The following is a 25,105-nucleotide window of genomic DNA, read 5'->3' as shown; positions in this document are numbered from 1 at the left end:
GGCCGCTCTGCGCCTTACAACGCTCCCCGCGCGAAGTCCGCCATCACGCCCGGCGCTGCCGAATCGAAGCCCACCACGTCTAGCATGTCGGTGCGGTTGGGGTCCGCGATGGTAAACCCGGTGGCGGTCAGGCCGACCACGATCAGGCGCGCGCCGATGCCCATCTTCTGACGGTAGCGGTCCAGTGCGGCGGTCGGGTGAACCGCTCCAGCCCAGGTTTCGTTGTCGGTGTAGACCACGAAGGTGTCCACCTGGAGCTTCTGTTGGGCGGCCCACAGCATGGGCTGGGCGCAGTCAGTGGGGCCAAAGCTGGCGCTCTGGGCCTTACGCATGGCCGCTTCCAGCGTGTCGCGCGCCGTGATGTTCAGGGGCCGGAACTGCCCAGCAAAACCCATCGTCAGGGCGCTCGGCTCGGTGCGCAGGGCCACCAGGCTCATGGCGGCGGCGGCCATGTTGGGGCTTAGGCCAGGGACACCGCCTACCTGCCCGCAGGTCATGGACCCCGAGACATCCAGTGCCAGCAGGTGCTGTGTGCCCGCCGCCTGCACATTGCCGAAGGCCCGGTGAAAGGCGTCTTCCAGTGCGTCCACCACGCTCGGCACCGGCAGCCATTCGCCCTTGCCTTTCACGCCGCGTCCCTGGGCGTAGACCAGACGGGCCTTCAACACATCCAGCGGGTGAATGCGCCCGCGTTTTAGAGCTTCGAGGTTGGTCAGAAGCTCGACCACACTCTGCACGGTGTCACGGTCATTCACTGTCAGGACGCCCACGCGGCCCAGGTTGCCGAGGTTGCGCAGCAGCCAGGTCAGGCCGTTGGTCTGCATCGCCGCGCGGTAGACCTCGGCGCCGCGCAGATGTGTAGGCACCGCTTCAATGGGTAGGCTGTAGCCTTGCATCAGTGTGGCGGCGGCCCGGTCGGTCGTGGCACTGGCCGCCAGCAGGTGGCCTTCAATCACGCGCAGGGCGGGCGCACTCACATCGGCGCCCAGCTCGGGCAGCGCGCCGCCGGCCATGAACTTCAGCACCGCGTTGCGCTCGGCATCCACTGTCTTGGGGTGGCTCTTGCGCAGGGCGTCGCGCTGGCTCCAGCCGTCGCGGCTCTTGTACTTCACCGCCCACAGGGCCAGCTTGCTCACATCGGCGGTCTCGTAAACGTTCGCCACGCCCCGGCGGGTCAGACGGCCCCAACCGCCCAGAGCGTCCGCAAACGCCAGAAAGTGCAGCAGCATAGTGCCGGTGCGGGCGACCTCGGGCAGCGCGGCCCAGGCGGCTTGGCGGTCGGCAGCGCCCGGTGCCGTCTTGGCGATCAGCGCCAGCACCAGTAGTGCAGGGTCTGTCTTGGGCGCCCGGCCAGCGCGTACCACGTCTAACGTCACGCGCAGGGCCGCCGCAGCGTCCACCTGCACGAAGGTCTTCACGAACTCAGTAGCCTGAACGGTGTGGGCCCGTTCTGCAGTGTAGAAGGTGCCTCCCTCTGTTCCCAGGATCAGAAAGCGCGTCAGCCGGGCCTCGTCGCTCAGGCCGTAAACGAACCCACCAGCGTTGTTCTTCACCTGGCGCGGGTCAAGTTGTTCAGTCTGGGGGCGGCGGGCAGGGGTGATCGCGTTCAGCAGGTTCTTCATGGGAATCGGCCCTCCTTCGTGGGGGCAGGGGAGATGGGTGCTGGATATGCGCCAGCGGCGAACCCGGCGCTCATCGCCTGGGTGGTGAACCGGGCAGGAATCGAACCTACGCCTGCTGAGCTTTAATCAGCCGCTCTGCCATCTGAGCCACCGGTTCATGTGAGGTGGAACGGGTGGGAGTCGAACCCACGACCTCTCGATTAACAGTCGATAAGCCAGGTGCCATCGGCCCTAGAGGGCAAGGTGCGGCGCTGGCAAGTGCTCTACCCACTGAGCTACCGTTCCAAAAAAAGGGGTTGGGGACGGGCAGGATTTGAACCCGCAGGAAAATGTTCCCTATAAGCCTTCGCGGTCGGCCCGGAAAACGGGCAAGGTGGTGCCAAGGCAAAGCTTCCCAGAGGAAGCAAACGTTCGTGTCTACCAGTTCCACCACCGTCCCCACGGTGATGTTGCGAAGAAGGGGTGCAGCGGGGCGGGAGTCGAACCCGCGACCTATTGATGAAGAGGTAACCTTTCACAGCGGCCCAGAGGTGGACAAATAGGTGTGAAAGCTGGTGCCAATGGCTCTGCCAACTGAGATACCCGCTGCATGTTCAAGAATGGGTGGATCTAGACTGACCTGAAGGCAAAACATTGCCAACTCTGCGCGGCGAATGATCTACGCTACCTGACTGTGGGGAACGAAACTTTCGTCTCCGGCTGGCAGGTTGGGTATCTGGATTCCGACCAGGAACACCACTCATCCTCAAGCTGCGGCCCAAACGGGGTGTGGAAAGCTGCGGGGCCGTGATACCCATCAGGCGCTGCCCTGCGAGGGGCTGGTGCTCCGAGCTGGATTTGAACCAGCACTGACACGGTTCTGAGCCGTGGTCCTCTACCAAGTTGGGATACCGGAGCATAGGGAGACCTCGTGGGGGCCGGAGCGGTCGGGAAGAGAACCCTTGTGCTTCGGCCCACAGACTGGGCAAGGGTGTGCAAAAGGGACGTGAAGTCCCGTGGAGCAGGGTGGTCGGAATTACACCGCCGTCTCCCGGCGGTTGCCGGGCATCTTGCTGACTAGAAGAAACCTGCGTGATAGGGGGTGGACAAGGCAGAGCCGTGAGGGGATTTCCTGGAAAGGGAGAACTCACGACCTTCGGCCCACCCAGAGAAATGGTTCACCTAACCAGAATTGAACGGGCGGGTTCTGAGCAAATCTCAGGCGTATTCAAGCGCTGATGAGGTGCAGGCAGACCGGGCAAGTGAGCGGCGTAGGGGACGTTGACAGGTAACCCTGCGCCTTCGGCCCGGTCTGCGGGCATGTGGGCAAGTGTAGAGGCCAGGCGGCGCGCGCCACATTCGCCGTTCGGCGCACCCCGGCACTAAGCCAAAGCGCGAAGGCCGGGGCGTATGTGCCCCGGCCTTCTGCGCTCTGCCCGTTATTCCAGCGTGACCAGATAGTCGTACAGGTCGGGGCCGCCCAGGTGGGTCTCGATCTCGGCACCGGCGTGCGCGGCGCCAATTCGGTCGGCCAGGGCGTCCAGGTCGTCCTGGGTTTTCTGCGGGCCACCGAAGACAGTAATGATTTCCTGGCCTTCGTAGTGGCGGCCCAACATCTCCAGCACACTGTCGTCTGGGCTGCCGCCGCTCTGCACCAGTTCGTCGTCCATCAGGCCGATCACGTCGCCTTCTTTGATGTCCAGGGTGCGGCCATCTTTCACGGTGATGTTCGTGGTCCGGCTGGCGCGTGTGACTTCCAGGGTGGTGACGGCCCCGGCGGCCTCGGTCATGGCCTCTTTCAGGTCCTCGGCGGGCGTGTCGGGACTGAAGTTCAGCGCTGCGCCCATCCCCTGTCCCAGCGTGCGGGTGGGTACTACGACGGCGCGGCCTTCCATCAGTTCCATCGCCTTCTCGGCGGCCATCAGGACATTCTTGTTGTTGGGCAGAATGACGACTCGTTCGGCACTCACCGAGCGCACCGCGTCCACAATGTCTTGCACACTAGGGTTGGCGGTCTGCCCACCAGAGACGATGCGCGCCCCCAGGCTGCGGAACAGCTTGACCAGGCCGTAGCCGCTGGCCACCGCCACTAGGCCACTGGCCGGCACCTCTTCCTCGGCGCGCGCGGCTGACCCCGCCATGCCCAGGATCTCGGTGTGCTGCTCGCTCATGTCCTCGACCTTGGTTTTCAGCATCTTGCCGTAGCGGCCGACCGTCGCCAGCAGCTGGTCCGGCTCGTTGGTGTGGATGTGGCCCTTGACGTAGCCTTCAGCGCCCACCACCAGCAGGCTGTCGCCAAACGGCGTCACCAATTCGCGGATCTCCTCAATAGGCTTGGTGGCCTCGCTCATCAGGAATTCGGTGCAGAAGCCGAACTCCTCGTTCTCGAACTGCTCCTGGGCATACGAGGTGATGTCGGGGGCCGGGGGCAGCGCCTCGCCGCGCAGCTGCGCCAGCATCCCCTGCACGATGTACAGGTAGCCCTGGCCGCCGCTGTCAATCACGCCGGCCTGTTTCAGGGCCGGCAGCATCTCGGGGGTCTGATCCAGCAGTTCCTGACCCTTAAAGAGCGCCTGCTCCAGCACGGTTTCGATGTCGTCGCCGCGTGCGCCCTCAGCCACGCCGCGCGCCACGGTCAGGATGGTGCCTTCCACGGGCTTCATGACCGCGCCGTAGCCCACCCGCTGGGCGGCCTGAAAAGCGCGGGCCAGCGTGGGGGCGTCCACCACCTTCTGGTCCTTGATGACCTCGGCAAAGCCCTTGAGCAGCTGCGACAGAATCACGCCGCTGTTGCCGCGCGCGCCCAGCAGCGCGCCGTAACTGATGGCGCGGGCGACCTGCGGCATGCTGGTTTCCTCGCAGGTGTCCAGTTCGCGGCGCACCGACTGCATGGTCAGGTGCATGTTGGTGCCGGTGTCGCCGTCGGGAACCGGATACACGTTCAGGGCATTGACCTGTTCGCGGTAGACGCCCAGCCAGTCGGTGGCGTAGCGCAGCATGCGGGCCAGGTCGGCTGGGTTCAGGTGGCGGTGGGCTTCAGACACGCTGCACCCCCACGGCATGCACGCGGATAGCGGCAAGCTCCACGCCGGCCTGGGTTTTGACGGTGTGCTCCACGCGCTCGGCAATGTTGCGCGCCACGGTGGGAATGCTGACGCCGTAGGCCACGACGACGTACAGGTCAGCTGTGTAGCGTGCGCCGTCCTTGCCGATGACCACGCCGTCACTGACCTGCGCGCGGCCCAGCACGCGGCTGAGGCCTTCTTTGAGATTGGCGGGGGCCATGCCGACCACGCCCGGCACTTCATGGGCGGTCAGGCCGATAAGCGAGGCCAGCGCCGCCTCGGTGATTTGAATGGAGCCGTTCACAGTAAGGGGCAGTATACGGGGCGCTGAGGATGGGCTGTAGGGCGAGAGGAGACTCAGGGAGCCGGGCGTGAGTCAGAAGGAATGAGGACGAGTGGCGTGTGCCGCCTCTGTCTGGCCCGTCTGAACAGTCCCAGCCCAGGCGTGCTTTACTCCGCCCATGCCCCTTGTAAATAGGCTGGAACAGGTGGACCTCTCGCTGGTGTTTGCCGCCCCCGAGCATCCGGAGCGCCTGACCCGTGGCCTCAAATCTGGCGAGGTGCGGCTGCTGTCGCGCAGTGGCACCGGAGATGAAGCCGCCGCCCTGCGCCCCACCAGCGCCGCTGAGGCCCGTGAGCTGGGCGCCGCGCTGGCCAGAACCGCGCGCGACCTCCGGGCGGCCTCGGTACAGGTGCCGGCCAGCGAGCATGGCGCGGCTCTGGCCGCCGCCGCCTTGGCCGAGGGCTGGCGGGAAGGCCGTTACCGTCAGGCGTCGGCTTCTGCCCCAGCGCTGCTGGTCGAGGGCCTGACCGAAGGCGACCACGCCCGCATCAACGCCCTGAGCGCGGGTCTGACCTTCGCCCGCGAGCTGACGAGCGCTCCCGCCAACGTCCTGAACCCGGCCACCCTGGCGCGCGAGGCCTGCACCTTGGAAGCCCTGGGGCTGGACGTGGATGTCTGGGACGGCGACGATATTGAGGCGCGCGGGATGGGTCTACTGGCCGCCGTGGCCGCCGGCAGCGTCACCGGCCCCCGCCTGATCCGCGTGACCCTACCGGCTCGCGGCGAGGCCCGCACGGTGCTGGCGCTGGTGGGCAAGGGTATTACCTTTGACACTGGCGGTTATTCCATCAAGCCGGCGGCCGGCATGAACGGCATGAAAAACGACATGGGCGGCGCGGCGGCCGTGCTGGGCGCCATGCGCGCCCTGGGCGAGTTGCGCGCGCACGTCCCTGAAGGGGTAGAGGTCCGGGCCTACATCGCTGCCGCCGAAAACATGGTCGGGCCCCAGGCCATGCGGCCCGGCGATATCTACCGCGCTGCCAACGGCCTGCACGTTGAGGTCACGAACACCGACGCCGAGGGCCGCCTGGTGCTGGCCGACACCCTGACCGTGGCCTGCGAGGAAGGCGCCACTGAACTGATTGACCTCGCCACCCTGACCGGCGTGAAGGTCAGCGCCCTGGGCAGTGACATCGCGGGCCTGTTCAGCAGCGACGCCGCCCTGACCAGCCGCCTCAAGACGGCGGCCGACGCGGCGGGCGAATACGTCTGGGAACTGCCTCTGCACCAGCCCTACCTGAAGGGCTACCAGAAAAACACTGTGGCTGACCTCAGAAACAGCGATATGGTCCCGGCAGGCGCCAGCATCAAGGCCGCGCTGTTCCTTCAGCAGTTCGTGACGCGCCCCTGGGCCCACCTGGATATTGCGGGCAATGCCACCCGCGAAGAGGTGGCGACCGGCTGGGGTGTAGGCACGCTGGTGGAGTACGTGCTGAGAAGGGTGTAGGAGGTGGGTTGGAGGTTGTGGGAACAGCACCCAGGTTGTTTCCCACAACCTACGACCTACACCCCACAACCTCCTACACCGCTGGGCCCAGTTTTCCCCGCAGCAGCAGGCGCACCCGCTGGCGCAGGCGCCGGTAGGCCGGGGGGGAGTGCTCGGCGCGGAAATCCACCGTGGCCTGTTCGCTGCCCACGTCGCGCCCCTCTTCCTGTGTCAGGAAATAGCGGTGATCCATAATCCACAGGTACAGGTCAGCCTCGGTGCGGCCTGGAAAGCGCGCCATCACGTCATGCTTGCCGATGTTCTCCACAATCCGGCAGTACATTCGGCGGTACCAGCTTTCCACGGCCTCTTCCCAGGTGACGGGCGGCAGGCCTGCGCGCCCCGGCTTACGGTCCAGAAAATACTGGCGCGTGCGGATGTGGTCCAGCAGCTTTTCGTAGCGGCCCGGTGTGGTGAACAGCAGTTCGTGGTGGCCCGGCACCACCCGGTCCAGGTTGGTGGCTTTCAGGAACTGCGCGTACTCCCCCTTGATAATCAGGTCCTTGAGGGTGTCGCCTTCTTCGGGCGGCACCGTAACGTGCAGCTCGATCACGTGGGCATCAATGTATTTCTGGCCCTGGCGCCGCGCCACCGAGACGCGGTGGTTGCCGTCCTTGACGAAGTACAGCCCACCGACCTGATACACCTGAATGGGCGGCAGTTCCTTGCCCTGAAGCTGCGCGGCCCGGACACCAATCCAGCGTTCGTCGAGGTGCCGCTCCCGGGGCAGATACTGACGGTCAAACTCGCGGTAGCGGTCCACGGACCCGATGATGTGGTCCACTTCAATGGTTTGCAGGCCGCGCGGATACTCGCCGTCGGGGGCCAGGTGCCGCACCCAGTCAAAGGGCAGCAGCTCGTTGGGCTGGCGGCGCAGCCGGGCCAGAATGTCGCGTACGTCGCTCAGAAAGCGGGCGCGCTCGACTTCGTGCCGGGCCTGGTCGGTGGTGGACATGGGCAACTCCTGGGTGATCCGTGCACAGACGGGTCAGAAGCAGGCGGGGTGCCAAGGCTGCCGGGGAGCAAGAAAAGGCCCCGGTCTGCTGGTGTCCAGCGTACACCAAAGCCAGTCAGCCTTGTGTGATCGGCGCCTCCGCTGCGCCCGCTCTACCGAAAAACTTCATGCTCCGGGCCAAACGTGCTCTGCGTCCAGGTTGGGCGGCGGCCCGCAGGCTTGAATAGGGGCCATGCTGGGCAAATTTTTCAAGAAGCCGGCCGATGATATGGGAGGCCGTGTGCCGCCGGGCCAGAGTCTGACCACCCGGTTTCCGGTGCTGACCTACGGTCCCACGCAGCGGTACGCCCCGCAGGACGTGGTGGTCAGAATCACTGGGCTGGCCGAGGAGCAGACCCTGACCTGGGCCGACCTGCTGACGCTGCCCCAGACCACCCTGACCTATGACATTCACTGTGTCACCCACTGGAGCAAGCTGGACACCACCTGGACCGGCGTGCGGGTCACGGACCTGATGGATCACCTGCGCCTGAAGCCCGGCGCCACGCACGTGATGCAGCATTCGGTGGGAGGCTACACCACCAACCTCTCGCTGGAGGATTTCGTGCGGCCCGAGAACCTGCTGGCCCACACCTTCGACGGCCAGCCGCTGGACGCTGAGCACGGCGGCCCGCTGCGGCTGGTGGTGCCGCACCTGTACTTCTGGAAAAGTGCCAAGTGGCTGACCGAGCTGGAATTTATGAACCACGACCAGCCGGGATTCTGGGAGCGCAACGGGTATCACATGCGCGGCGACCCCTTCAAGGAGGAGCGGTACGACGACGACTGAGCCCCTGACCCCGGACCTGACTGGCGGCGGCGAGTATCTGGTCCCGGACGTGCTGGACAAGGGTCTGACGCTGGTGCTGGTGGGCACGGCGCCCAGCCGCATCAGTGCGCGGGCGCGGGCATACTACGCCAATCCCGGCAACCGTTTCTGGCGCACCTTACACGAGGTCGGCCTGACCCCCACGCAACTGACCCCCCACGACTACGCCCGCCTGCCCCGCTTTGGCATTGGCCTGACCGATGTGGCCAAGCGGCATGCGGGGGTAGACGCCGCCCTGCCCGGTGATGCCTGGGCGCCCGATGAGCTACGGGCCAAGCTGCGCGAGTACCGCCCGCAGCTGGTGGCCTTTACGAGTAAGCGTGGCGCCGCAGAAGTGCTGGGGGTGTCCACCGGGCAGCTGCCTTACGGCCGTCAGTCAGGAACCCTGGAAGAAGCCGAACTCTGGGTATTGCCCAGCACCAGCCCACTGGGGCAGACCTATTTTCAGTTGGCACCCTGGCAGGCGCTGGCGGCGCGCGTTGCGGCGCTGCGGGTCGAGGTGGGAACCCCCGCCCCCAGCGGCGCGTAGGAGTACCATGGCCCCCCCTCCTTCTTCCAAAGCGGCGCGGTCCAGAGCCGTGTGGCGCGTGGCCCGGTCGGGTGTGCGGGCCACCACCACGCTGCTACGGCCAGTTCAGGGTGCACAGACCGACCCCTGGGCGCTGGCGCCGGCTCGGCCTGCGTCGGGGCTGAGGCTGCGCCGCGCGGCGGGGCTGGGGGTGCTGGCCCTGGTGACGGTGCTGGCGCTCTCCATCCTGGGGACACTGGCCATGCTGCTGGCCATTGGGGTGGCGTCGGGCAGCGATGTGGCTGGCTGGCTCTTGGGGGTCACGCTGGTGCTGGCCGTCGGGGTGCTGCTGTGGGCGCGGGGCCGGCTGATGGGCTGGCAGCCAGCGCCGTCCACACTTCCAACGGAAGAGGCCAAGGATTTACAGGCCCTGCGTGTCCTGCACCAGCAGGCGCGTGCGCTGCCCCGGCCCCTGCGCGCCGACCTGGAACGCACCTTGCAGGCCACGGCCGGCGCCCTGCGCGCCACGGCGGCCTTGCCCACCCTGACCCGCGACGCCTTTGACGTTCGCCAGGCGGCCCGCGCTGACCTGCCCGAGCTGCTGCACGCCTACCACGCGGCGCCTCAGCAGCAACCAGAGTTGCGGGCCTCGCTGCTGGTCATCGAGGAACGCATGGTGTCCATTGCCCGTCAAGGCGAGCAGGACGCTGCCCGCGCGGCCCAGGCCCAGCGCGTCTTTGTGCAGGAAAAATATGCGTCTACAACCGCGCCGGGCGCAGATGGGGGCAAGACGCCCCCAGGACGTTAAATGCTTCATAGACGTTAAGTCCTGGTGCTACACTGCCTGACGTGTTCCAGCCCGCCCTCTGGTCGAACCTTCTCCTGGTGGCCTCGGCGGGGCTGCTGGGCTACGCCACCGCGCGGGACCTGCAGGGCCTGATGATTGCCGCCGCGCTGCTGCTGACGGCGCTGACGCTGGGGCGGCGCGGGCCACTGCGCTGGGCCGGGCCCGCTGGGTACGCCGCCGCCTTTGTGGTGGCGCTGGTGCTGCCGGGCCCGGCGACCACGCTCTTTGACCTGCTGGCCGCGCTGTTGACGCTGCTCACGCTAGGCGTCATGACCCTGAGTGGTGAAGCCAACGCCCGGGAACTGACCTGGCAGCGCAACACCGTGGCGGCCCTGCGTGCGGGCAGCGAACGGCTGGCGGATGCTAGAGACGCCGAGGCCATCATTCGCGCGGGCATCAGCATTCTGGACAAGTTGCAGGTCGCCCCCAACCTGGCGTTCGTGGCCTACCGCCGGGGCACACCGCACATTCTGGCCGCCACGGGGGCTTTTGACGCTTTCTTAGAGCGCCCTATTCATCCCAGTGACAACGACAGCCGCAGTGTGCAGGCAGACCACTGGGTCGCTGAAGAGGTGCTGGCGCTGCTCGACAAGGCCCAGCGCCGCGTCTTTCATGTGGCCCCGGTCTATGGCCGGGCGTCCAACCATCTGGGCGTCATTATCCTGACCCGCCCGTCCCAGGTTCCCTTTGACGAGGATGAAAAGGGCGTGGTGGGCGCCTTTGCCCGCCTGCTGGGGGCACAGCTGGGGCAGTGGCACGCCATCCGCGACCTGCGTGATGCCAACGACCTGACCCTGCGGTCGCTGGGCGCCGCCCTGGAACGTCGGGACGACGATACCGGCGGCCACACCACCCGCGTGGTGGGCATGAGCGTGCGCCTGGCCCGCCGCCTGGGCTGGGACGAGGATCAGGTCAAGGCGCTGCGCTGGGGCGCGTACCTGCATGACCTGGGCAAGCTGGCTATTCCTGACGACGTGCTGCACAAGCGCGGGCCCCTGAACCCTGACGAGCGCCGGGTCATTCAGACCCATACCGTCATTGGGTACGACATGTTGCAGGACCTGCATTTTCTCCCGGCCGAGACCCTGGACCTGGTGCGTTACCACCACGAACGCTGGGACGGCACCGGTTACCCCAGCGGCCTGCGCGGGCAGAACATCCCGGACACTGCCCGCCTGTTCACCCTGATTGACGTGTTCGACGCCCTGACCAACGCGCGCCCCTACAAGCCCGCCTGGACGCGCGACCGCGCCCTGAGCGAGATCCGTTCGCAGGCGGGGCGGCAGTTTGACCCGCAGTATGTGGAGGCCTTCCTGCGCATGATGGCCGAACACGACGACGCCCACCTGGTGAGCTGAGAGTCGGCGGCCTGACATTTGACAGACCCTGGTGGACAATGGCTGTCAGTCGAGTGGGCCTGGACTGCGGCGCCCATCGGAGTGACGGTGTGGTCTGGGTTGGTGTTCTTGATTTACATAAGTGCAAGCAGCGGAAGATTCTCTGCTTTGAAGCGCTAAGCAGAGCGAGAGGTGGCCTGAGGGGTGGCCAGCCTTCAAACCCGGCTTAACCAAGGGCCATGTGGGCTGGAAGGCCCGTATTTGCCAAGGCTGACAAACCTGCCGCCTGCCCCTCAAATGTTGTCAGCTCATGGCGGCCAGATCGGCGCGGGTGGGGGCGTAGGCTCCTGCGTGGGCACAAGCGGTGGCGGCTGCGCGCAGGCCCAGGTGCAGGTGCTCGGTCCACAGGGCGTCCGGGCGTTCGGTGGCGCTCACGAGCAGCCCAGCACACAGGGCGTCGCCGGCCCCGACAGTGTCGACCAGCTTCACAGGTACAGCCGGCAGCGTGGCCTGCCCCGCCGTGTGGTACAGGGTGGCCCCGGCGCCGCCGCGCGTGATCACGATGGGCGCCCGGGCGTTCAGCCCCCGCAAGTGCTGCAGCGCATCGGCCTCGGTCAGGCCGGGAAAGAAAAAGGCCAGGTCCTCGTCGCTGAATTTCAGCAGGTTGGCGCGGCGGGCCACCGCCTCGAACACCGCCGGGTAATTGGGGTGGCGGTGCGTAATGCGCGCGTTGGGGTCAAAGCTAATCTGCACGCCAGCGGCGCGCGCTGTTTCCACGAGGCCCAGCAGGGTATCGGCCAGGGGCCAGCGGCTGAGGCTGATGCCGCCCACATGCAGCCAGCGGGCGTCCCGCAGCCAGCCGCTCGGCAACTGGGTAGGATCAAAGTGCAGGTCAGCGCTGTTTTCGCCCAGAAAGCGGTAGGCGGGCGGGTGGGCGCGGTAGACCACCGCCATCAGGGTGGGGGCCGGGACCCGCTGCAAGAAGCGCATGTCCAGCCCCGCCTCTACCGAGGCGCGTTCCAGGTCATCCCCAAAGTTGTCCTGGCCCACGGCGCCCGCAAAGGCGCTGGGCACCCCCAGGGCGGCGCAGGCCCTCGCCACATTCCAGCCGGCGCCGCCCGGATGAGCCGTCCAGGCTTGCCCGCCCTCTGTCACGAGGTCGGTCAGGGCTTCTCCAGCACTCACGATTAGCGGCAGGGGCGACAGCGACATGCCCCCGATGCTACCCCGCCTGAGGACGTGGTGCGCCTCACAGCGGAACTCAGCGTGGTTGAGGATCATACGTCTCAACCACGCTGAGGCGAACAGAGTGAGTCTCCGTCAGAGACAGCGGCGAAAGTGGAGTGGAGGGGCGCGGTTGGCCCCTCAATGGAACTGGTAGCCGCTGTCAGAAGCTGGTCATGGGCTGGTCATGGCCGCCGCTGATGATGGGCGTCAGGACAGGGTCCAGGTGGTCTGCGGGGAAGACCACTGCGCCGGCCCCCTGCCCCGCCGCTGCCCCCTACCTTTCCCCACCCACACCCAGGAGTCCACCATGACCAAACCCACCGCCGCTGCCAAAGGTAGCGCTCACCCGCAACAGGTCGCGCCCCACGACCTGAGGGCGCTGGCCGAGGAGGTAGCCGCCCTCCATCACAGTGTGCAGCGTTTGGCCCAGGCCGATGATCTGGAGCGCCTGATGAAACTGATTCCGCGTCCCGGCTGGACCACCCCGGCCGAGTACGAACTGGTGCGCGCCAGCGTGGCCCACATGCAGATGCAGGTCAGGACACTGCACGGCGCCCAGAGTGCGCTGCTCAAGGGCGCGCAGTTGGTCGGCACGCGCTCCTGACGCTCCTGATCGCCGACCCTGGAGAAGCGCTATCAGGGGCCTGAGGGCTCGGCGGGGATTGCCCTGAGCCCGCTGGCCCTGCCATTCAAGTTCAGCGTCGTGACCCTGCTTTGGCCCGGTCTACACAGTCAGGCGAACTTGTCTGGGGCAGGCAACTCATCCTCTGGGTGTATGGCGTTCCCTACGACAGCCAAGCGGTACAGGACCACCTCGAACTCAAAGACGCGGCGCTGTCCGCAGCGCTCAAAGCCGAAGGTCTCGTAGAGCGCCTGAAGCGCGGGGCGGTCGGCGGCGGTGTCCAGCTTGAGCCAGGGGCGGCCAGCCGCGCGGGTCTGGATGACGGCCTCGCGCAGCAGCGCCGGGCCCAGGCCGCCTCCCTGCGCCTCTGGGTGCACCGCCAGCTTGTGCAAATACAGCGCCTCGCCAGGCGGGTCGTCAGGCCAGAACGGGGGATCGCTCTCCAGCAGGCAGAAGGTCCCGGCGGCCTGGGGGCCGCGCCAGGCCACGCGCCATATGTGGGGCGGATAGTGCCGGGCCAGCCGCTCCGGGGTCAGGCTTTCAGGCGGCCATAGGAGGCGGCCGCGCGCCTGAAGCTGGGCGGCGCTGGCCTGCAACACCCCAGACGCGGCGCGCAGGTCACCAGTGGTAAAGGTCAGTGGCGTCATGTCTCTAGCCTCCCAGGCTGGGCGCCGGTTCGATGCCGGTGGCCCAGACCTCTGCCCCGCGCAGTTCCAGGCGCACGCGCGGCAGCGGGCCATTGGCCTTGCCGAACACGGCCTGTCCAGCTTGCAGGGGCGAAAACACACTGTAGTGACAGCGGCACCCCAGCTGCGGCTGACCATCGGGCGGGCGGTAGTTGAAGGCGAAGGCCAGCACCTCTGGGTCGCGCACCAGATTGACCTGACAGCCCAGGTGCGTGCAGACCCGCGAAAAGGCCGCCAGATGGACGCCGCCCGGCGCACTCAGGCCACCCTCAACGGGGCGCGGCACCCGCAGCAGCGTGCAGGGCCGACCAGCATAGGAGAAGGTGTGTTCGGCCCAGGGGACGCCCAGGCGGTCCAGCGCGGCCAGGCGCAGGGGCGGCCCGGCCTGAAACTCAGTTGGCCCCACACCGCGCTTGCCCAGCGTGACGCGCGCGGCGTACCAGCCCATGTATCCAAAGGCGCCTGCCGTGCCGGCCACGGGCAGCAGCCACCAGCGTTCCAGCAGCGCCCGCCGGGTCAGGGGCGCGCGGCGGGCCTTCACGGAGCGGCGGCCTTGCCCGGCTGCCAGCCTTCCAGCAGGTCCAGCAGCGCCTCTAGGTCCTGGCCCCTTATCTGGGGAAAGCCTGGCATGGCGCCCTTGCCCTGCACGGTGACTTGCCGCAGGGCGTCCCGGCTCAGGACCGACTCGCGCAGGCTGGGGCCGATGCCGCCGCCGCCCGCTGGTCCGTGGCACGACGCGCAGTTGGCCGCGTACACACGCAGGCCAGGATCGCTGTCGGTCTGGCGGGCACGGATGGCGCTGATGAGCTCGTCGGCGTCGCGGCCCTGGGGGTCCAGGGTGCGGTAGCGCTCCAGCGCACGCAGAGCCTCTTGGTCCTGACCGAAGCGGGCCAGGGCAAAGCCCAGCAGCAGCTGCGACTCGGGTTCCTGGGGCGCCAGTTGCGCGGCGGTGCGGATGAGGAGCGCGGCCTGGGCCGCGTCGCCTGCGCTGGGCGCCGCCCCGCCCTGCTCGCCGCGTGTGAGCAGCAAAATGCCCAGGCGGCGCAGCGCTTCAGGCTGGCGGGGATTGAGTTTCAGGGTGTTGCCGTAGGCACTGACCGCCTGGTCATAGGCTGAGGTGTCAAAGGCCGCCCGGCCCCAGGCCAGGTAGTCAGGCGCGGTGCGGGTCCGTTCGGCGCGTGCCCTGAGGGCCGGCAGGTTCAGCACCGCCTGCACGTTGGCGGCCTCACCGGCGGGCAGGGCCGCCAGTTGCCAGCGCGGCACAAAGGTCACCGCGCCGGCGCCCACCAGCAGGGCCGACAGTCCCAGGGCGGTCAGCGCCCACTGCCGCCCCCGGCGACCATCGCCGCCTCGCTCCGGGCGGGGAGCGGGGGGCAGCGCGTCTAGCGCCCGCAGGGTCAGGGCGGCCCGGCGCTCCAGGTCGGGGCGGCGGCGCTCGTCAGTCAGGGTGGCCAGCTCGGTGTACAGGCGGTCCCGCTCGGCCTCTAGTCCCTCGCGTGCCGGGGCGTCTGGGTCGCTGGGGGCGCCGGCGCGCAGAGGCTCGGTGACCAGCCACAGGCAGACCATCAGGGCCAGCGCCAGAATGCTGAGGCTCAGCAGCGCCGCCGCAGTCACGGCGTCTTCCGCCCCTGGCCGGTGTCGCGCTGCACCTGGGCCAGGTAGGAGTCAAAGGCGTCGTCGGGCTGCTCGGCGGCGTCCGGGGTCGCGCTGGTGGCCGGTCCCCGGCGAAACCGGACCCACAGCAGGGCGCCGCCGGCCGCGAGCGCCGCCAGAGGGGTGCCCCACAGCCACAGGTTGCGCCCACTCTTGGGCGGGTCCAGCAACACGAAGTTGCCGTAACGCTGGGTAAAGAACAGGTAGATGTCGCCGTCACCTCGCCCAGCCGCCACCTGCTGCCGCACCGCCGCGCGCATAGTCGCGCTGATGTCGGCGCGTGAGTCGGCGATGGACTCGCCGGTGTCGCACAGCGGACAGCGCAGATTTTTCTGAATGGCGGCGGCGCGCGCCTCCTGCGCCGGGGTCAGGATGGGGGCTGCGCTGGCCCCGCCCAGCAAGCCCAGGGTCAGCAGAGTGAGGCGTATGGGCCTCACAGCGGAATCCCAGACCCCAGAGTGGTGGAGGCCGGTACCCTTAACCACTCTGGATCAAACGGAGTGAGTGGCGGTAACACACAGCGTCGAAAGCGGAATTGAGGGGTGTTTTTTGGCCCCTCACTGGAGTTGGCCGCCGCGGTCACAGCCCCGGCACTCCGATGGCGCTGAGGCCAGCGTTCAGCTTGTCGCGGGTCAGGCCGCCCCGGTCAAAGTGCTTTACCACGCCACTGGCGTCGATGAACACGGTTTCAGGAATGCCAATCAGGCCGTAGTCCAGCCCTACGGCAGTGCTGGGGTCTTTCAGGTTGGGGTAGGCCAGCGCGTATTCGCGGATGAAGTCACGGGCATTTTGCTCGTTGGTCTCGTTGTACAGGATGCCCACGACGGTCAGGCCCGCGCCACTGCTCTGCCGCTCGCTCAGTTCGCGCAGCAGCGGTGCTTCCTCGCGGCAGGGGCCGCACCACGAGGCCCAGAAATTCAGGACGACGGGACGGCCCCTGAGGCTGGCCAGGCTGACTTCTGCGCCCTCCAGGCTTCGCAGGGCAAAGGCGGGCGCGGGTTTCCCCACCAGGGGGCCGCCCGTGGTGGCGTGACGCGCCGGGCTGAGCAGCGCGGCGGCCAGCGCCGCCACCAGCGCAAAGGCGATCAGGGGGGGCACGAAGCGGCGCCAGGCCGGCGCGGCGGGTGGAGGCGGAGGCTGGGTCATGTCAGTCATCCTTCATGTGGACTCTGGTTGAATCCAGCGTGCTGCTGGATGGAATCCGAGCGGACTTGGAAAGCTGTGGAGCAGAGTGAGTAGGAGAAGCAGAGAAGGGTGAGGTGGCGGCGCAGGCGATGATCTTCTGACTGTACGGTCATCTCGCCGCCCGCCGTCTCAGTCGGTGGCCGGGGCCAGGCGAGCCGCCGCTGGGCGAGCGGCGCGAACAGGGTTGACCAGCGTGACACTGGCCCCCAGGCAGATCAGCAGGGTGCCCCACCACAGCCACGACACCAGCGGGCTTTCAATCAGGCGCACGCTGGCCCACTGGCCCCCTGGGTCGGCGGCGGTGACCACCAGATAGGTGTCGCCGGTCAGGCTATAGCGCACCGCTGGCGCGGGAAAGGGCGTGTTGCCTCCCTGAACGTAGGTGTTCAGGCGGGCGCGGTAGGGCTGGCCGTCGATCCGGACGCGGGCCACCACCGAGCGGCCATCCGAACGGGTTTCGGTGGTCAGGCCGGTCAGTTCCAGGCGTTCGGCCAGCAGGGGCACAGGCCGGTTCAGGTTCAGGGTCGCCTGGGCGTCGCGGCGGTAGGTGCCGCTGTAAGCCAGGCCCAGCGCGACCACCACGAGGCCAATGTGGGCCAGGTAGGCGCCGTAGCGCCGGGGCTGGGCGCGCAGGGTGTGGGCCAGGCCGCCCGCCTGCCGCGCCGCGCGCACCGTCAGTAGCCCCAGGCCCAGCAGGTTATAGGCGCTCAGGGCCAGGGTCGTGAGCACGCCGGGGTGGCGCACACCCAGGGCAAAGGCCAGGGCAGCGGCCCCCAGGCCGGCGGCCAGCAGCGGCCGTAGCGCCCGCCACAGGCCTTGCCCATCGGCGCGGCGCCAGGGCAGCAGCGGGCCCACGCCCATGAGCAGAAGCAGCCCCAGGCCCAGCGGAATGGCGAAGGCGTTGTAAAAAGCAGGGCCCACGCTGGCGTCCCGGCGGCCCTGCGCAGCTTCCACGAAGGTGGGAAACAGCGTCCCCACCAGCACCATCACCGCAAACACCACGAACAGCCAGTTGCCCGCCAGGAAGGCCCCTTCGCGGCTGAGCACGCCGGGCAACTCGGCCTCGTCGCGCAGGTGCGGCGCGCGCCACGCGGCCAGCAGGGTCCCCAGCACCAGCAGCAGGGCCAGAAAGCCCAGGAACACGGGCCCCACCGGCCCGCCCGCAAAGGCGTGCACGCTCTGCACAATCCCGCTGCGGTTGAGGAAAGTGCCCAGCACCGTGCTGGCGTAGGCCAGGACAATCAGCCACACGTTCCACGAGCGCATCAGGCCCCGGCGTTCCTGAATCTGAATGGAGTGCAGGAAGGCGGTGGTCAGCAGCCAGGGAATAAAAGAGGCGTTTTCCACCGGGTCCCAGGCCCAGTAGCCGCCCCAGCCCAGCGTTTCGTAACTCCACCAGCCGCCGGCCACAATCGCGGCTGTCAGGAAGGTCCAGGCCACCAGCGTCCAGCGCCGCGTGACCACGACCCAGTGGTCGGACAGGCGGCCCGTCACCAGAGCCGCCACCGCGTAGGCAAACGGCACGCTCAGGCCCACGAAGCCCAGGTACAGCAGCACCGGGTGAACGGCCATCATCCAGTGGTTTTGCAGCGCCGGGTTGGGGCCGCGCCCGTCGGTTGGCACAGCGGCCAGTGGCGTGAAAGGCGAGGCCACGGTGGCGCACACGCCCACGAAAAACAGCAGGCTGACAAACATGGTGGCCAGCGCCCAGGGCCGCAGGGCGTCGCGCCGCAGCGTCAGGCTGAGGATGAAGGTAAAGCCAGCCAGCAGCCACGCCCACAGCAGAATGCTGCCTTCCAGCGCGCCCCAGAGCCCCGTCACCTTGATCCAGGTGGGCGAGGCCCGCATGGAGTGCTCGGCGACGTAGCGCACCGAGAAGTCGTCGCGCAGCAGGGCGCCCAGCAGCACCAGGGTGCCCAGTGTGGTGAGCGCAAACACCGCCCAGGTGGCGCGGCGGGCGGCTTCGGTCAGGCGGGCGTCGCGGCACACGCCCCCCAGCACCGCCAGCCCCAGGCCCGCCAGGCAGAACAGCAGCGCGCCCAGCAGGCTCAGCTGCCCCAGGGCGCCAGCGGCACTCGACGAGAACGAAATCAGGTTCAGCATGGGCAGGGCGCCGCCTTCACGGCGTGGTCTTGAGCATGTCCTTCAGCTCGGCCTGGGTTTCGGGGACGCGGTATTCCTCGCTGTGTTTGACGACCAGGTCGGAGGCGTGAAAGGTGCCGCCCTGAAACTGGCCGCGCACCACGACGCCCTGGTTGTCTTTGAACAGGTCGCTGACGGCCCCGGTGTACTGCACCGGAAAGCTGGCCCCACCGTCTGACACCACAAAGCGCAGCTGGAGGGTCTGCGGGTCGTACTGTGCGTTCTGGACCAGGCCGCCGATGCGAATCGGGCGGCCCTCCAGATCGGCGCGCTGCTGCTGGTACTCGGTGGGGGTCACGAAGTATTCCAGGCTCTTGTTCAGGTTGCTAAAGGCAATGGCGCCGACCAGGCCCACCAGCGCGGTCACGCCCAGCACGGCTGGCCAGGGACTGCGCCGGCGCTGCCGGGCACGTGGCAGGGGAGACAGGGGCGCCGTCAACGGGGCGCCTCAGCCGCCGATTCGCCCTGGGCGGCGCGCAGCCTCAGCCAGATCCACAGCAGGTAGCCGAACAGCACTCCAAACGACGCCACGTAGGTCACGATCACGTACCAGCTGTACTTATCCACGGGCCACCTCCACCCCGGCGGTGCTCAGGTCGTCACGGGTCAGTTCACGTTCCTCGCGCGCTTCTTCACGGGCCGCCAGAATGCCGCGCAGGCGCAGCAGATAGACATACAGCAGTGTGAAGGTAAAGGTCGCAAACATCAGGGTGGGCAGGTACACCGATTCGGCCTTCCACTGAATGCCGCCCAGCAGCTTGAGGGTCTGGGTCTGGTGAACGCCGCGCCACCACTCCACGGCCATGTAATTGACAGGCACGTACAGCGTGCCCACGATGCCCACCACCGCCGAGACCCGCGCGCGCCGGTCGGGGTCATCAATCAGGCTCCGAATCAGCAGGTAGCCGCCGTAGACCACCAGGCTCAGGGCGGTGGTGGTCAGGCGGGCGTCCCAGACCCAGTAGGTACCCCAGGTGGGTTTGGCCCACAGCATGCCGCCCACGATGGTCGCCAGGGTAAACAGCACGCCCATTTCGGCACTGGCCATCGCCAGGCGGTCCCAGTGGCGGCGGCGCTGAATGAGGTACAGCAGGCCAAACAGCCCGGTGCCGCCGTAGGCCAGGTAACTCAGCCAGGCGGTGGGCACATGCACGAACATCAGGCGCACCAGGGAGCCCTGGTTGGTGTCCAGCGGCGCGCTCAGGCCCAGGCCCAGAACAGCCAGCACACTGGCCAGCGTGACTGCGCCCAGCAGCGTTGTCGTGAGGTCTCGTTTCATATCGCTCCTATTGTGCCCCGCCGCCATGAACATGAACCGTGCCGGAAGCGGCGCTTGCGGGCTCAGCGGTGGTCTGGGCGGCGCCAGTTCGCCCACCATCGCGTCTGGGGGCCCTCCTGGCCAAGTGCGAGTGTCCCCAGGTGCGGCCAGAGAAGGGGCAGGGGAGAGGTCGGAGCAATGGGACGGCGCGGGGTAATTCGTGGGTTCGGTAAGCCTGAGCAGTGCAGGCGGCGCATGCCTGCCGCAAAAAGCGAACGGAGGATGCGAGTCCTCCGTTCAGCTGGGTTGGCCTGCCCTTACTTCCTAACGATTTTGTCCACCTCGGCCGCGCCCGTGTAGGTGGTGGGCGCGTTCAGAAAGCCCTTCAGGACCACGCGCCAGGTGCCGGCGGCAGGGTTGGGAATGCTGACGGCCTCGCCCGTGCTGGTGCCCTGGGCGCTGGAACCGACCAGCTGCCCGGCGGGGCTATATACCTCCAGGTCCAGGTCAAAGGCGGGGTTGCCCCAGTCGGTCGTCACGCGCAGGACGCTGCTGCCCGCAGGAACAGCCAGGCTGTGGCTGTGTTCGGCGTTCTGCACGCAGTTTACTGTGGGGGCGCACACGGCGGTGCTGACCGTGCCGCTCCAGCCGGGCAGCGCAGTGGTCTGTACCGTGGTGCGCGCAGGGTTTTGACGCGCGGCCTCGCGCACGGCGGCGTTTGCGTCCACGTAGCCGAAGCCCACTTCCCATTCCTCGCGCTGCTTGACGACCACCTGGTTGGGGTCCAGGCCACCCGTGGCCTGCGCCACGTAGTACATCTTGCGGCTGGTCTTCTTGAAGGTGGCCAGTACGCTGTCCAGATTCATCTTCGGGTTGGCTTCCAGCATCAGGGCCACCACACCGCTGATGTGCGGGGTCGCCATACTGGTGCCGCTGATGGTGCTGTAGCGGGGGTTATCGGTGTCGGGCACGGTGGTGGCCGCTAGGCCGGTCAGGGCGCGCGCCGCGCTGATGTCCACGCCGGGGGCCGTCACGTCCGGGTGAACCAGGGCGTCGCCCGCGCGGCCCCGGCTGGAAAAGTCACCCAGGTAGCCCTGCTTGTCGCCGGCGGCCACGCTCATGACGCAGGGGCTGGCCGAGTAGGGGTTGAGGGTGTTGGCACCGGGCCCTTCGTTGCCAGCGGCGAACACGACCACCATGCCGGCCTCGTAGGCGCGTTTGGCCGCCAGGCTGATGGGGTTGTACGGCGCAAATTCGCCGCTGCTGCCCCACGAATTACTGATCACGCGGATGTTGTGTGCCTCGCGGATGTCGGGTTTCAGCAGGTAGTCAAAGCCCTGCAGGGCGTACAGGATGCTCAGGCCCTCGCCCGCGCCCACGCCCACCAGGGTGGCGCCGGGGGCCACCCCGCGCCGCTCGCGCCCCCCCGCCGAGGCGGCGCCAGAGCCACCGATGGTGCTGGCCACATGCGTGCCGTGCCCGCTGCTGGTGTCGGTATTGGGCAGGTCCAGGTACAGGTATCCGCCGGCTGGGGTGTCCGTGACAGGGCCCACCAGCTTGACGTTCTTGGCGGTGTGCGCCAGGTCGGGGTGCGTGGCGTCCACCCCCGAGTCAATGATGCCCACGCCCACGCCGCGCCCGGTCACGCCGTAGGTGGTGCGGGCCGTGTCGGCGCCGATAAACTTCACGCTCTCGGCCAGCTTGTAGCTCAGGGGCGCGTCTTGATAAACCGAGACCAGCCCCGGCAGACTGGTCTTCAGCTGCTCGACCAGTTGCGGCGTAACCAGCGTTTTGACCGCCACCACCGGCAGGTTCTCAAGGGCCCCCAGGCCCTGCCCCAGGTTCACAGGCAGGCTGGCGTCCATCCAGGTGACGGCGCGGCCCTTACTGGCGTCATCGGCAAACGACAGAATCAGGGTGCCCACCTGGCCGTAACGCAGGGTGCTGTCCACCTGCACGTCCTGCGGCGCCGTGGCATACAGCGCCGAGCAGGCCGACAGAGCGGTGCCCTGCGCCTGGAGGCGGCCCTGGGTCTGGCTGGCCACGGTCGCCCCCGTGCCCTGGGGGGTGCTTTGGCCGCAGGCGGAAAGAAGGACGGTCAGACCCAGAACGGTGGTGGACACTTTCTTCATGGCAGGCTCCTTGGGAAGGTACAGCGCAGGAATTTGAAGTGACCCCATTGCAGCAAACGGCGCTCAAAAAAAACACAAAATCCCCTCAGTGACCTTGAGGCCCCGGCCAAGCCTCAAGCCTTTCTAAAGGCGGGTCATGCGGGAGGCTGTTGGGGGGCTGCTCAGGGCGCCTCTCGTTGAAAGGCGGAGCACCTGATCTTCATGGCCACGTCACACGAGCTTGACCGTATGAAAATGGCTGTGGGACACTGTTAAGCCCTCTCTACTTTCGGGTGGACGTACGGTCTAACGACCGCCTTTATTACCAAGCTCTCCATGAGACGCCTGAGCCGCCGCACCTATACTGGGCCGATGTTGCCCCTGCCCGCCGCGCTGCTGGCACGCCTTTCAGCGGCGGCTGGCGGCGTCGTGGCACCGGTAGAGGTGGGCGGCAATCAGGCGGGCCTGGTGGCCTGGGCGCAGGCAACGGGCCGGCAGGTCAGTGAAGAGGTGCCGGTGAACGGCACTGGCGCCTGGCTCTGGCTGCCCCGGCGCCGCAGTGACCTGGAACGGCTGCCGGTGGACTCTCCCGCACCGCTGCTCCTCAGTGGCTCCGAAGTGCTGGTCAGCGTGGGCGAGTGGCAGGCGGCGCTGCCCGGTCAGACGCCAGCCCAGGCAGCGGCGACCTTCCGTGCCTTCGGCGGCTGGCCTGGGGCGCTGCCGCTGGCCCGCGCCTTTCCCGGCGAGCCGCACGCCCCTCTGCACCCCCAGGCCCACGCGCTGCTGGCGCCGTGGTGCCCGCCGCCCCAGTTGCGGGCCGCCGCCACTCGCCTGGCCTGCGCCGATCTGGTGACCCCCGCCGTGGCCGAGGCGCTGGGGGTGGCCCAGACTGACTTTGAGGCGCTGCTGGACGGCGGCTGGCTGTGGCCCGAGCCGGCGGGAGGCCGCTTTCCAGCCGCGCTGCGCCAGTGGCTGGCGCCGTTGCCTGCGCCCGAGGCTGTGCGGTGTGCCGCCCAGGCCCTGAGCGCGGGGGGGCATCATCCAGCGGCCCTGGACACCCTGGCGGCGGGCGCCTGCTGGCCCGAGTACCTGGAGCGGCTGGCCCAGACCGCGCGCAGCGCCGAGGGTGAGGCGACGCTGCGGGCCCGGTTTCAGGTCTTGCCCGACCTCTGGCGGGCCGAACCCACCGCCCTGTATGTTGCGGGGCTGCTGGCGCGCGCGGCGCGCGACCTGGACAGCGCGCAGGAACTGTACACCCGTGCGCTCCCAGGTCTGTCCACGCCCCTGGCCGCGCTGGCCTGGAACGCGCGTGGAGTGGTCCGCGCTCTGAGCGGCGAGGTGCAAGGTGCCCTGGACGACTTTGACCAGGCGGCCCGGCAGCCTGGCCTGAGTGCCGGCGAGGCCAACCACAACCGCGCTACCTTGCTGGTGCAGCTGGGGCGGCACGCCGAGGCCGAGCGCAGCTTGAACGCGGCGGTGGCGGCCTTCCGCGAGGCTGGCGACCCCAGGCGCGAGGCCCAGAGCCTGGAAACCCTGGGCACCCTGCATTTTGGGCGCGGGCTCTTGCGAGACGCCCTGGCGCCGCTGCGTACCGCGCTGACGCTGCTGCGGGCTGACCACCCGGCGCAGGCGACCCTGGCCCTGCTGAACCTGGCCGAATGCCACGCCCTGCTGGGCGAGGTGGCCGCCGCCCAGGACCTGCTTCAGGAGGCGGCGCTGGTGCAGGCGGCAGACCCGGACCCGCGCGCCCTGGGCTGGCTGCGCCGCTTGCGGGCGCTGCTGGCCCTTCAGGGAGGCGAACCCCGGCAGGCCCTGGCCCTGCTGGACCTCGCCGGCGCCGAAGACCCCAGTTTGCAGGCTGAAATGGCGCTGCTTCAGGTCCGGGCGTGGCGGGAGCTGGGTCAACCGGACATGGCGCGCGCGGCATTAGACCGCGCCCGGCCCCTGGGCCTGCGCGCCGACCTGGAATCGGCGCTGCTGGGCGACGAGAGCCTGGACAGCGTGATTAACGCGGCCCGCCAGGAAGAGGCGCGGCTGGAACTGGCCTCGGCACTGCTGCGCCGCGCCCAGCCTGACGATCTGCGCGAAGCCCTGGCCCTGATTCAGGCGCACGGCTACCTGCCGCTGCTGGCGAGTGCTGCTGCCGCGCCCCTGGCGGCGCTGGCGCACGACGAGGCCACGCGCGCCCTGTTTCCTCTGCACCTGCAAGCGCTGGGGCCACTGCGTCTGACCCACGCGGGGCGGCAACTGGGTCTGGCCGATTTTCCTACCCGCAAAAGTGCGGCGCTGCTGGTGGCCCTGGCCCTGTCTGAACGGCCTCAGCCGCGTGAACTGCTGGCCGAACGCTTCTGGCCGGGGGCCAAGAATCCGCTGGCCAGCCTGCAAACGGCGGTGTATCACCTGCGCAGCGCCTTCTCGGTGCCGGTGGTGGCCAGCGAGCGGGGGCTGCTGTCCCTGCTGTTTCCAGTGCGCAGTGACGTTGAAGAGTTGCGCTGCGCCCTACATGCACGCGACCTGGGCCGCCTGACCGAATTGCTGCGGCCCTTTACCGCGGCCCAGAGTGTGCTGCCCGAACTGGTCACTGAGTTGACTGAGGAGCGAGAACAGGCCGAGCGTGTGCTGCACGACGCCCTGCGCCTGCACGCGGCGGCCCAGCCCGGCGACGATGTGCGCCGCCGTGACGCCCTGCGCGCCCTGATCACCGCTGACCCCTACGACACGGCCAGCCGCGAAGCCCTGATTCGCTGGCACGAAGACCGGGGCGAGCAGCCCCATGCCCAGCAGGAGCGCGACGGGTTGAGGGCCACCCTGCTGACCCTGGGCCTGGAGGACTGACGGAGGCAGGTGAGTCTGAAGCCCAGAGTTACCCTGGAATGAAGCCAGAAGGATTTCGACTCTGGTGATTCGTGCGGGGGTCACCAGTGACGAGTGGGGCTGGGTGGAGGCTCAGGTTGGCTCCCATGCTCTGTCCTGAAGCGCGAGATGGCTTCCAGGTCGCCGTCAGCTTGTGGGGTGGCGAAGCAGAGCGAACAGGACCAACGACGGGGATAGTGGCAGGGGAGACCGATGCCCTTTCAGTGGGCCCTGCTTTTCCACGCCATTCCCTTAAGTGGCGCTGGGCGAGCCAACTTCCAAAATGGTACGGAAGAGGAAGCCGCTGACTACGGACAGCGGCTTCTCTCAACCAGAGGGCAGTGCTTCGCCCAGAGCA

22 protein-coding genes and 5 tRNA genes are annotated in these 25,105 nt (G+C 68.1%); 7 read left to right on the top strand and 20 right to left on the bottom strand.

What is annotated here, in order from left to right:
• Positions 1–14 precede the first annotated feature (14 nt).
• From rsr to K7W42_RS12455, 8 genes are all read right to left on the bottom strand, one after another.
• The gene (rsr, locus tag K7W42_RS12490; RefSeq protein ID WP_224575033.1) at positions 15–1,622 is read right to left on the bottom strand and encodes an RNA-binding protein Rsr; all 1,608 of its coding nucleotides are present in this window, start codon (positions 1,620–1,622) and stop codon (positions 15–17) included.
• An 82-nt stretch (positions 1,623–1,704) separates the two neighbouring features.
• Positions 1,705–1,779: transfer RNA gene (locus tag K7W42_RS12485), tRNA-Phe, on the bottom strand.
• 8 nt (positions 1,780–1,787) lie between these two features.
• Positions 1,788–1,907, bottom strand: a tRNA-OTHER gene (locus K7W42_RS12480).
• A 13-nt stretch (positions 1,908–1,920) separates the two neighbouring features.
• Positions 1,921–2,061 (bottom strand) — tRNA-OTHER (locus K7W42_RS12475).
• A 24-nt stretch (positions 2,062–2,085) separates the two neighbouring features.
• Positions 2,086–2,211 (bottom strand) — tRNA-OTHER (locus K7W42_RS12470).
• 230 nt (positions 2,212–2,441) lie between these two features.
• A tRNA-Leu gene (locus K7W42_RS12465) sits at positions 2,442–2,519 on the bottom strand.
• Positions 2,520–3,040: 521 nt separating this feature from the next.
• Entirely contained in the window at positions 3,041–4,663 is a 1,623-nt protein-coding gene (locus K7W42_RS12460; RefSeq protein ID WP_500786057.1) for a DAK2 domain-containing protein, read from the bottom strand.
• Positions 4,638–4,970 (bottom strand): Asp23/Gls24 family envelope stress response protein, encoded by a 333-nt coding sequence (locus K7W42_RS12455; protein WP_224575032.1) that lies wholly within the window; start codon positions 4,968–4,970, stop codon positions 4,638–4,640. Before K7W42_RS12455 ends, K7W42_RS12460 begins: the two co-directional genes overlap by 26 nt.
• A 157-nt stretch (positions 4,971–5,127) precedes the next feature.
• Between K7W42_RS12455 and K7W42_RS12450 the strand changes: the two genes are divergently transcribed.
• Positions 5,128–6,456 carry a M17 family metallopeptidase gene (locus K7W42_RS12450; protein ID WP_224575031.1) on the top strand — a complete coding sequence of 443 codons (1,329 nt, stop codon included), beginning with the start codon at positions 5,128–5,130 and terminating at the stop codon, positions 6,454–6,456.
• 73 nt (positions 6,457–6,529) lie between these two features.
• On the opposite strand, the gene K7W42_RS12445 is transcribed toward K7W42_RS12450, so the two are convergent.
• Complete coding sequence (locus K7W42_RS12445; protein ID WP_157457519.1) at positions 6,530–7,450, bottom strand: DUF4032 domain-containing protein; 921 nt, start codon at positions 7,448–7,450, stop codon at positions 6,530–6,532.
• Between the two features lie 232 nt (positions 7,451–7,682).
• Between K7W42_RS12445 and K7W42_RS12440 the strand changes: the two genes are divergently transcribed.
• From K7W42_RS12440 to K7W42_RS12425, 4 genes are read left to right on the top strand one after another with little or no spacing between them, the layout of a single operon-like run.
• Positions 7,683–8,279: a sulfite oxidase-like oxidoreductase gene (locus tag K7W42_RS12440; protein ID WP_224575030.1), complete on the top strand. Its 597-nt coding sequence runs from the start codon at positions 7,683–7,685 to the stop codon at positions 8,277–8,279.
• Positions 8,280–8,328: 49 nt separating this feature from the next.
• The gene (locus K7W42_RS12435) at positions 8,329–8,847 is read left to right on the top strand and encodes a mismatch-specific DNA-glycosylase (RefSeq protein ID WP_369411352.1); all 519 of its coding nucleotides are present in this window, start codon (positions 8,329–8,331) and stop codon (positions 8,845–8,847) included.
• Between the two features lie 7 nt (positions 8,848–8,854).
• On the top strand, positions 8,855–9,634 hold the full coding sequence (locus tag K7W42_RS12430) for a hypothetical protein (RefSeq protein ID WP_224575029.1): 780 nt from the start codon (positions 8,855–8,857) through the stop codon (positions 9,632–9,634).
• Between the two features lie 41 nt (positions 9,635–9,675).
• Positions 9,676–11,031, top strand: coding sequence for an HD-GYP domain-containing protein (locus tag K7W42_RS12425; protein WP_369411351.1), 1,356 nt, complete (start codon positions 9,676–9,678; stop codon positions 11,029–11,031).
• 282 nt (positions 11,032–11,313) lie between these two features.
• Here the strand turns inward: K7W42_RS12425 and K7W42_RS12420 are convergent, their stop codons facing one another.
• Positions 11,314–12,222 (bottom strand): carbohydrate kinase family protein, encoded by a 909-nt coding sequence (locus tag K7W42_RS12420; protein WP_224575028.1) that lies wholly within the window; start codon positions 12,220–12,222, stop codon positions 11,314–11,316.
• 322 nt (positions 12,223–12,544) lie between these two features.
• Here K7W42_RS12420 and K7W42_RS12415 point away from each other — a divergent pair, with 322 nt between their 5' ends.
• Positions 12,545–12,841, top strand: a complete 297-nt coding sequence (locus tag K7W42_RS12415) for a hypothetical protein (RefSeq protein WP_224575027.1) — start codon at positions 12,545–12,547, stop codon at positions 12,839–12,841.
• A gap of 128 nt (positions 12,842–12,969) precedes the next feature.
• Here the strand turns inward: K7W42_RS12415 and K7W42_RS12410 are convergent, their stop codons facing one another.
• The 10 genes from K7W42_RS12410 to K7W42_RS12370 all read right to left on the bottom strand — a co-directional run bounded on the left by K7W42_RS12410 (position 12,970) and on the right by K7W42_RS12370 (position 21,915).
• Positions 12,970–13,506: a GNAT family N-acetyltransferase gene (locus K7W42_RS12410; protein WP_224575026.1), complete on the bottom strand. Its 537-nt coding sequence runs from the start codon at positions 13,504–13,506 to the stop codon at positions 12,970–12,972.
• Positions 13,507–13,510: 4 nt separating this feature from the next.
• Positions 13,511–14,086 (bottom strand): Rieske (2Fe-2S) protein, encoded by a 576-nt coding sequence (locus K7W42_RS12405; RefSeq protein WP_224575024.1) that lies wholly within the window; start codon positions 14,084–14,086, stop codon positions 13,511–13,513.
• Positions 14,083–15,159 (bottom strand): c-type cytochrome, encoded by a 1,077-nt coding sequence (locus tag K7W42_RS12400; protein WP_224575022.1) that lies wholly within the window; start codon positions 15,157–15,159, stop codon positions 14,083–14,085. The genes K7W42_RS12405 and K7W42_RS12400 overlap by 4 nt, the downstream gene beginning before the upstream one ends.
• Positions 15,156–15,635, bottom strand: coding sequence for a cytochrome c-type biogenesis protein (locus K7W42_RS12395; RefSeq protein ID WP_224575020.1), 480 nt, complete (start codon positions 15,633–15,635; stop codon positions 15,156–15,158). The genes K7W42_RS12400 and K7W42_RS12395 overlap by 4 nt, the downstream gene beginning before the upstream one ends.
• A 142-nt stretch (positions 15,636–15,777) precedes the next feature.
• Positions 15,778–16,353 (bottom strand): TlpA family protein disulfide reductase, encoded by a 576-nt coding sequence (locus K7W42_RS12390; RefSeq protein ID WP_224575018.1) that lies wholly within the window; start codon positions 16,351–16,353, stop codon positions 15,778–15,780.
• A gap of 159 nt (positions 16,354–16,512) precedes the next feature.
• On the bottom strand, positions 16,513–18,486 hold the full coding sequence (locus K7W42_RS12385) for a heme lyase CcmF/NrfE family subunit (RefSeq protein WP_224575016.1): 1,974 nt from the start codon (positions 18,484–18,486) through the stop codon (positions 16,513–16,515).
• A gap of 16 nt (positions 18,487–18,502) precedes the next feature.
• Positions 18,503–18,964 (bottom strand): cytochrome c maturation protein CcmE, encoded by a 462-nt coding sequence (gene ccmE / locus K7W42_RS12380; protein WP_224575014.1) that lies wholly within the window; start codon positions 18,962–18,964, stop codon positions 18,503–18,505.
• The gene (locus tag K7W42_RS23005; protein WP_255449172.1) at positions 18,961–19,092 is read right to left on the bottom strand and encodes a hypothetical protein; all 132 of its coding nucleotides are present in this window, start codon (positions 19,090–19,092) and stop codon (positions 18,961–18,963) included. The genes ccmE and K7W42_RS23005 overlap by 4 nt, the downstream gene beginning before the upstream one ends.
• Positions 19,085–19,804 carry a cytochrome c biogenesis protein CcsA gene (gene ccsA / locus K7W42_RS12375; protein WP_157457529.1) on the bottom strand — a complete coding sequence of 240 codons (720 nt, stop codon included), beginning with the start codon at positions 19,802–19,804 and terminating at the stop codon, positions 19,085–19,087. Before ccsA ends, K7W42_RS23005 begins: the two co-directional genes overlap by 8 nt.
• A 296-nt stretch (positions 19,805–20,100) precedes the next feature.
• The gene (locus tag K7W42_RS12370; protein ID WP_224575012.1) at positions 20,101–21,915 is read right to left on the bottom strand and encodes a S8 family serine peptidase; all 1,815 of its coding nucleotides are present in this window, start codon (positions 21,913–21,915) and stop codon (positions 20,101–20,103) included.
• Positions 21,916–22,266: 351 nt separating this feature from the next.
• Here K7W42_RS12370 and K7W42_RS12365 point away from each other — a divergent pair, with 351 nt between their 5' ends.
• Positions 22,267–24,729, top strand: coding sequence for a tetratricopeptide repeat protein (locus K7W42_RS12365; RefSeq protein ID WP_224575011.1), 2,463 nt, complete (start codon positions 22,267–22,269; stop codon positions 24,727–24,729).
• Positions 24,730–25,105 lie beyond the last annotated feature (376 nt).

The organism is Deinococcus betulae (assembly GCF_020166395.1).
GTDB classification, from domain to species: Bacteria; Deinococcota; Deinococci; order Deinococcales; family Deinococcaceae; genus Deinococcus; species Deinococcus betulae.
The sequence above is the reverse complement of the archived record's forward strand: the minus strand, read 5'-3'. Positions and strand labels throughout refer to the sequence as shown.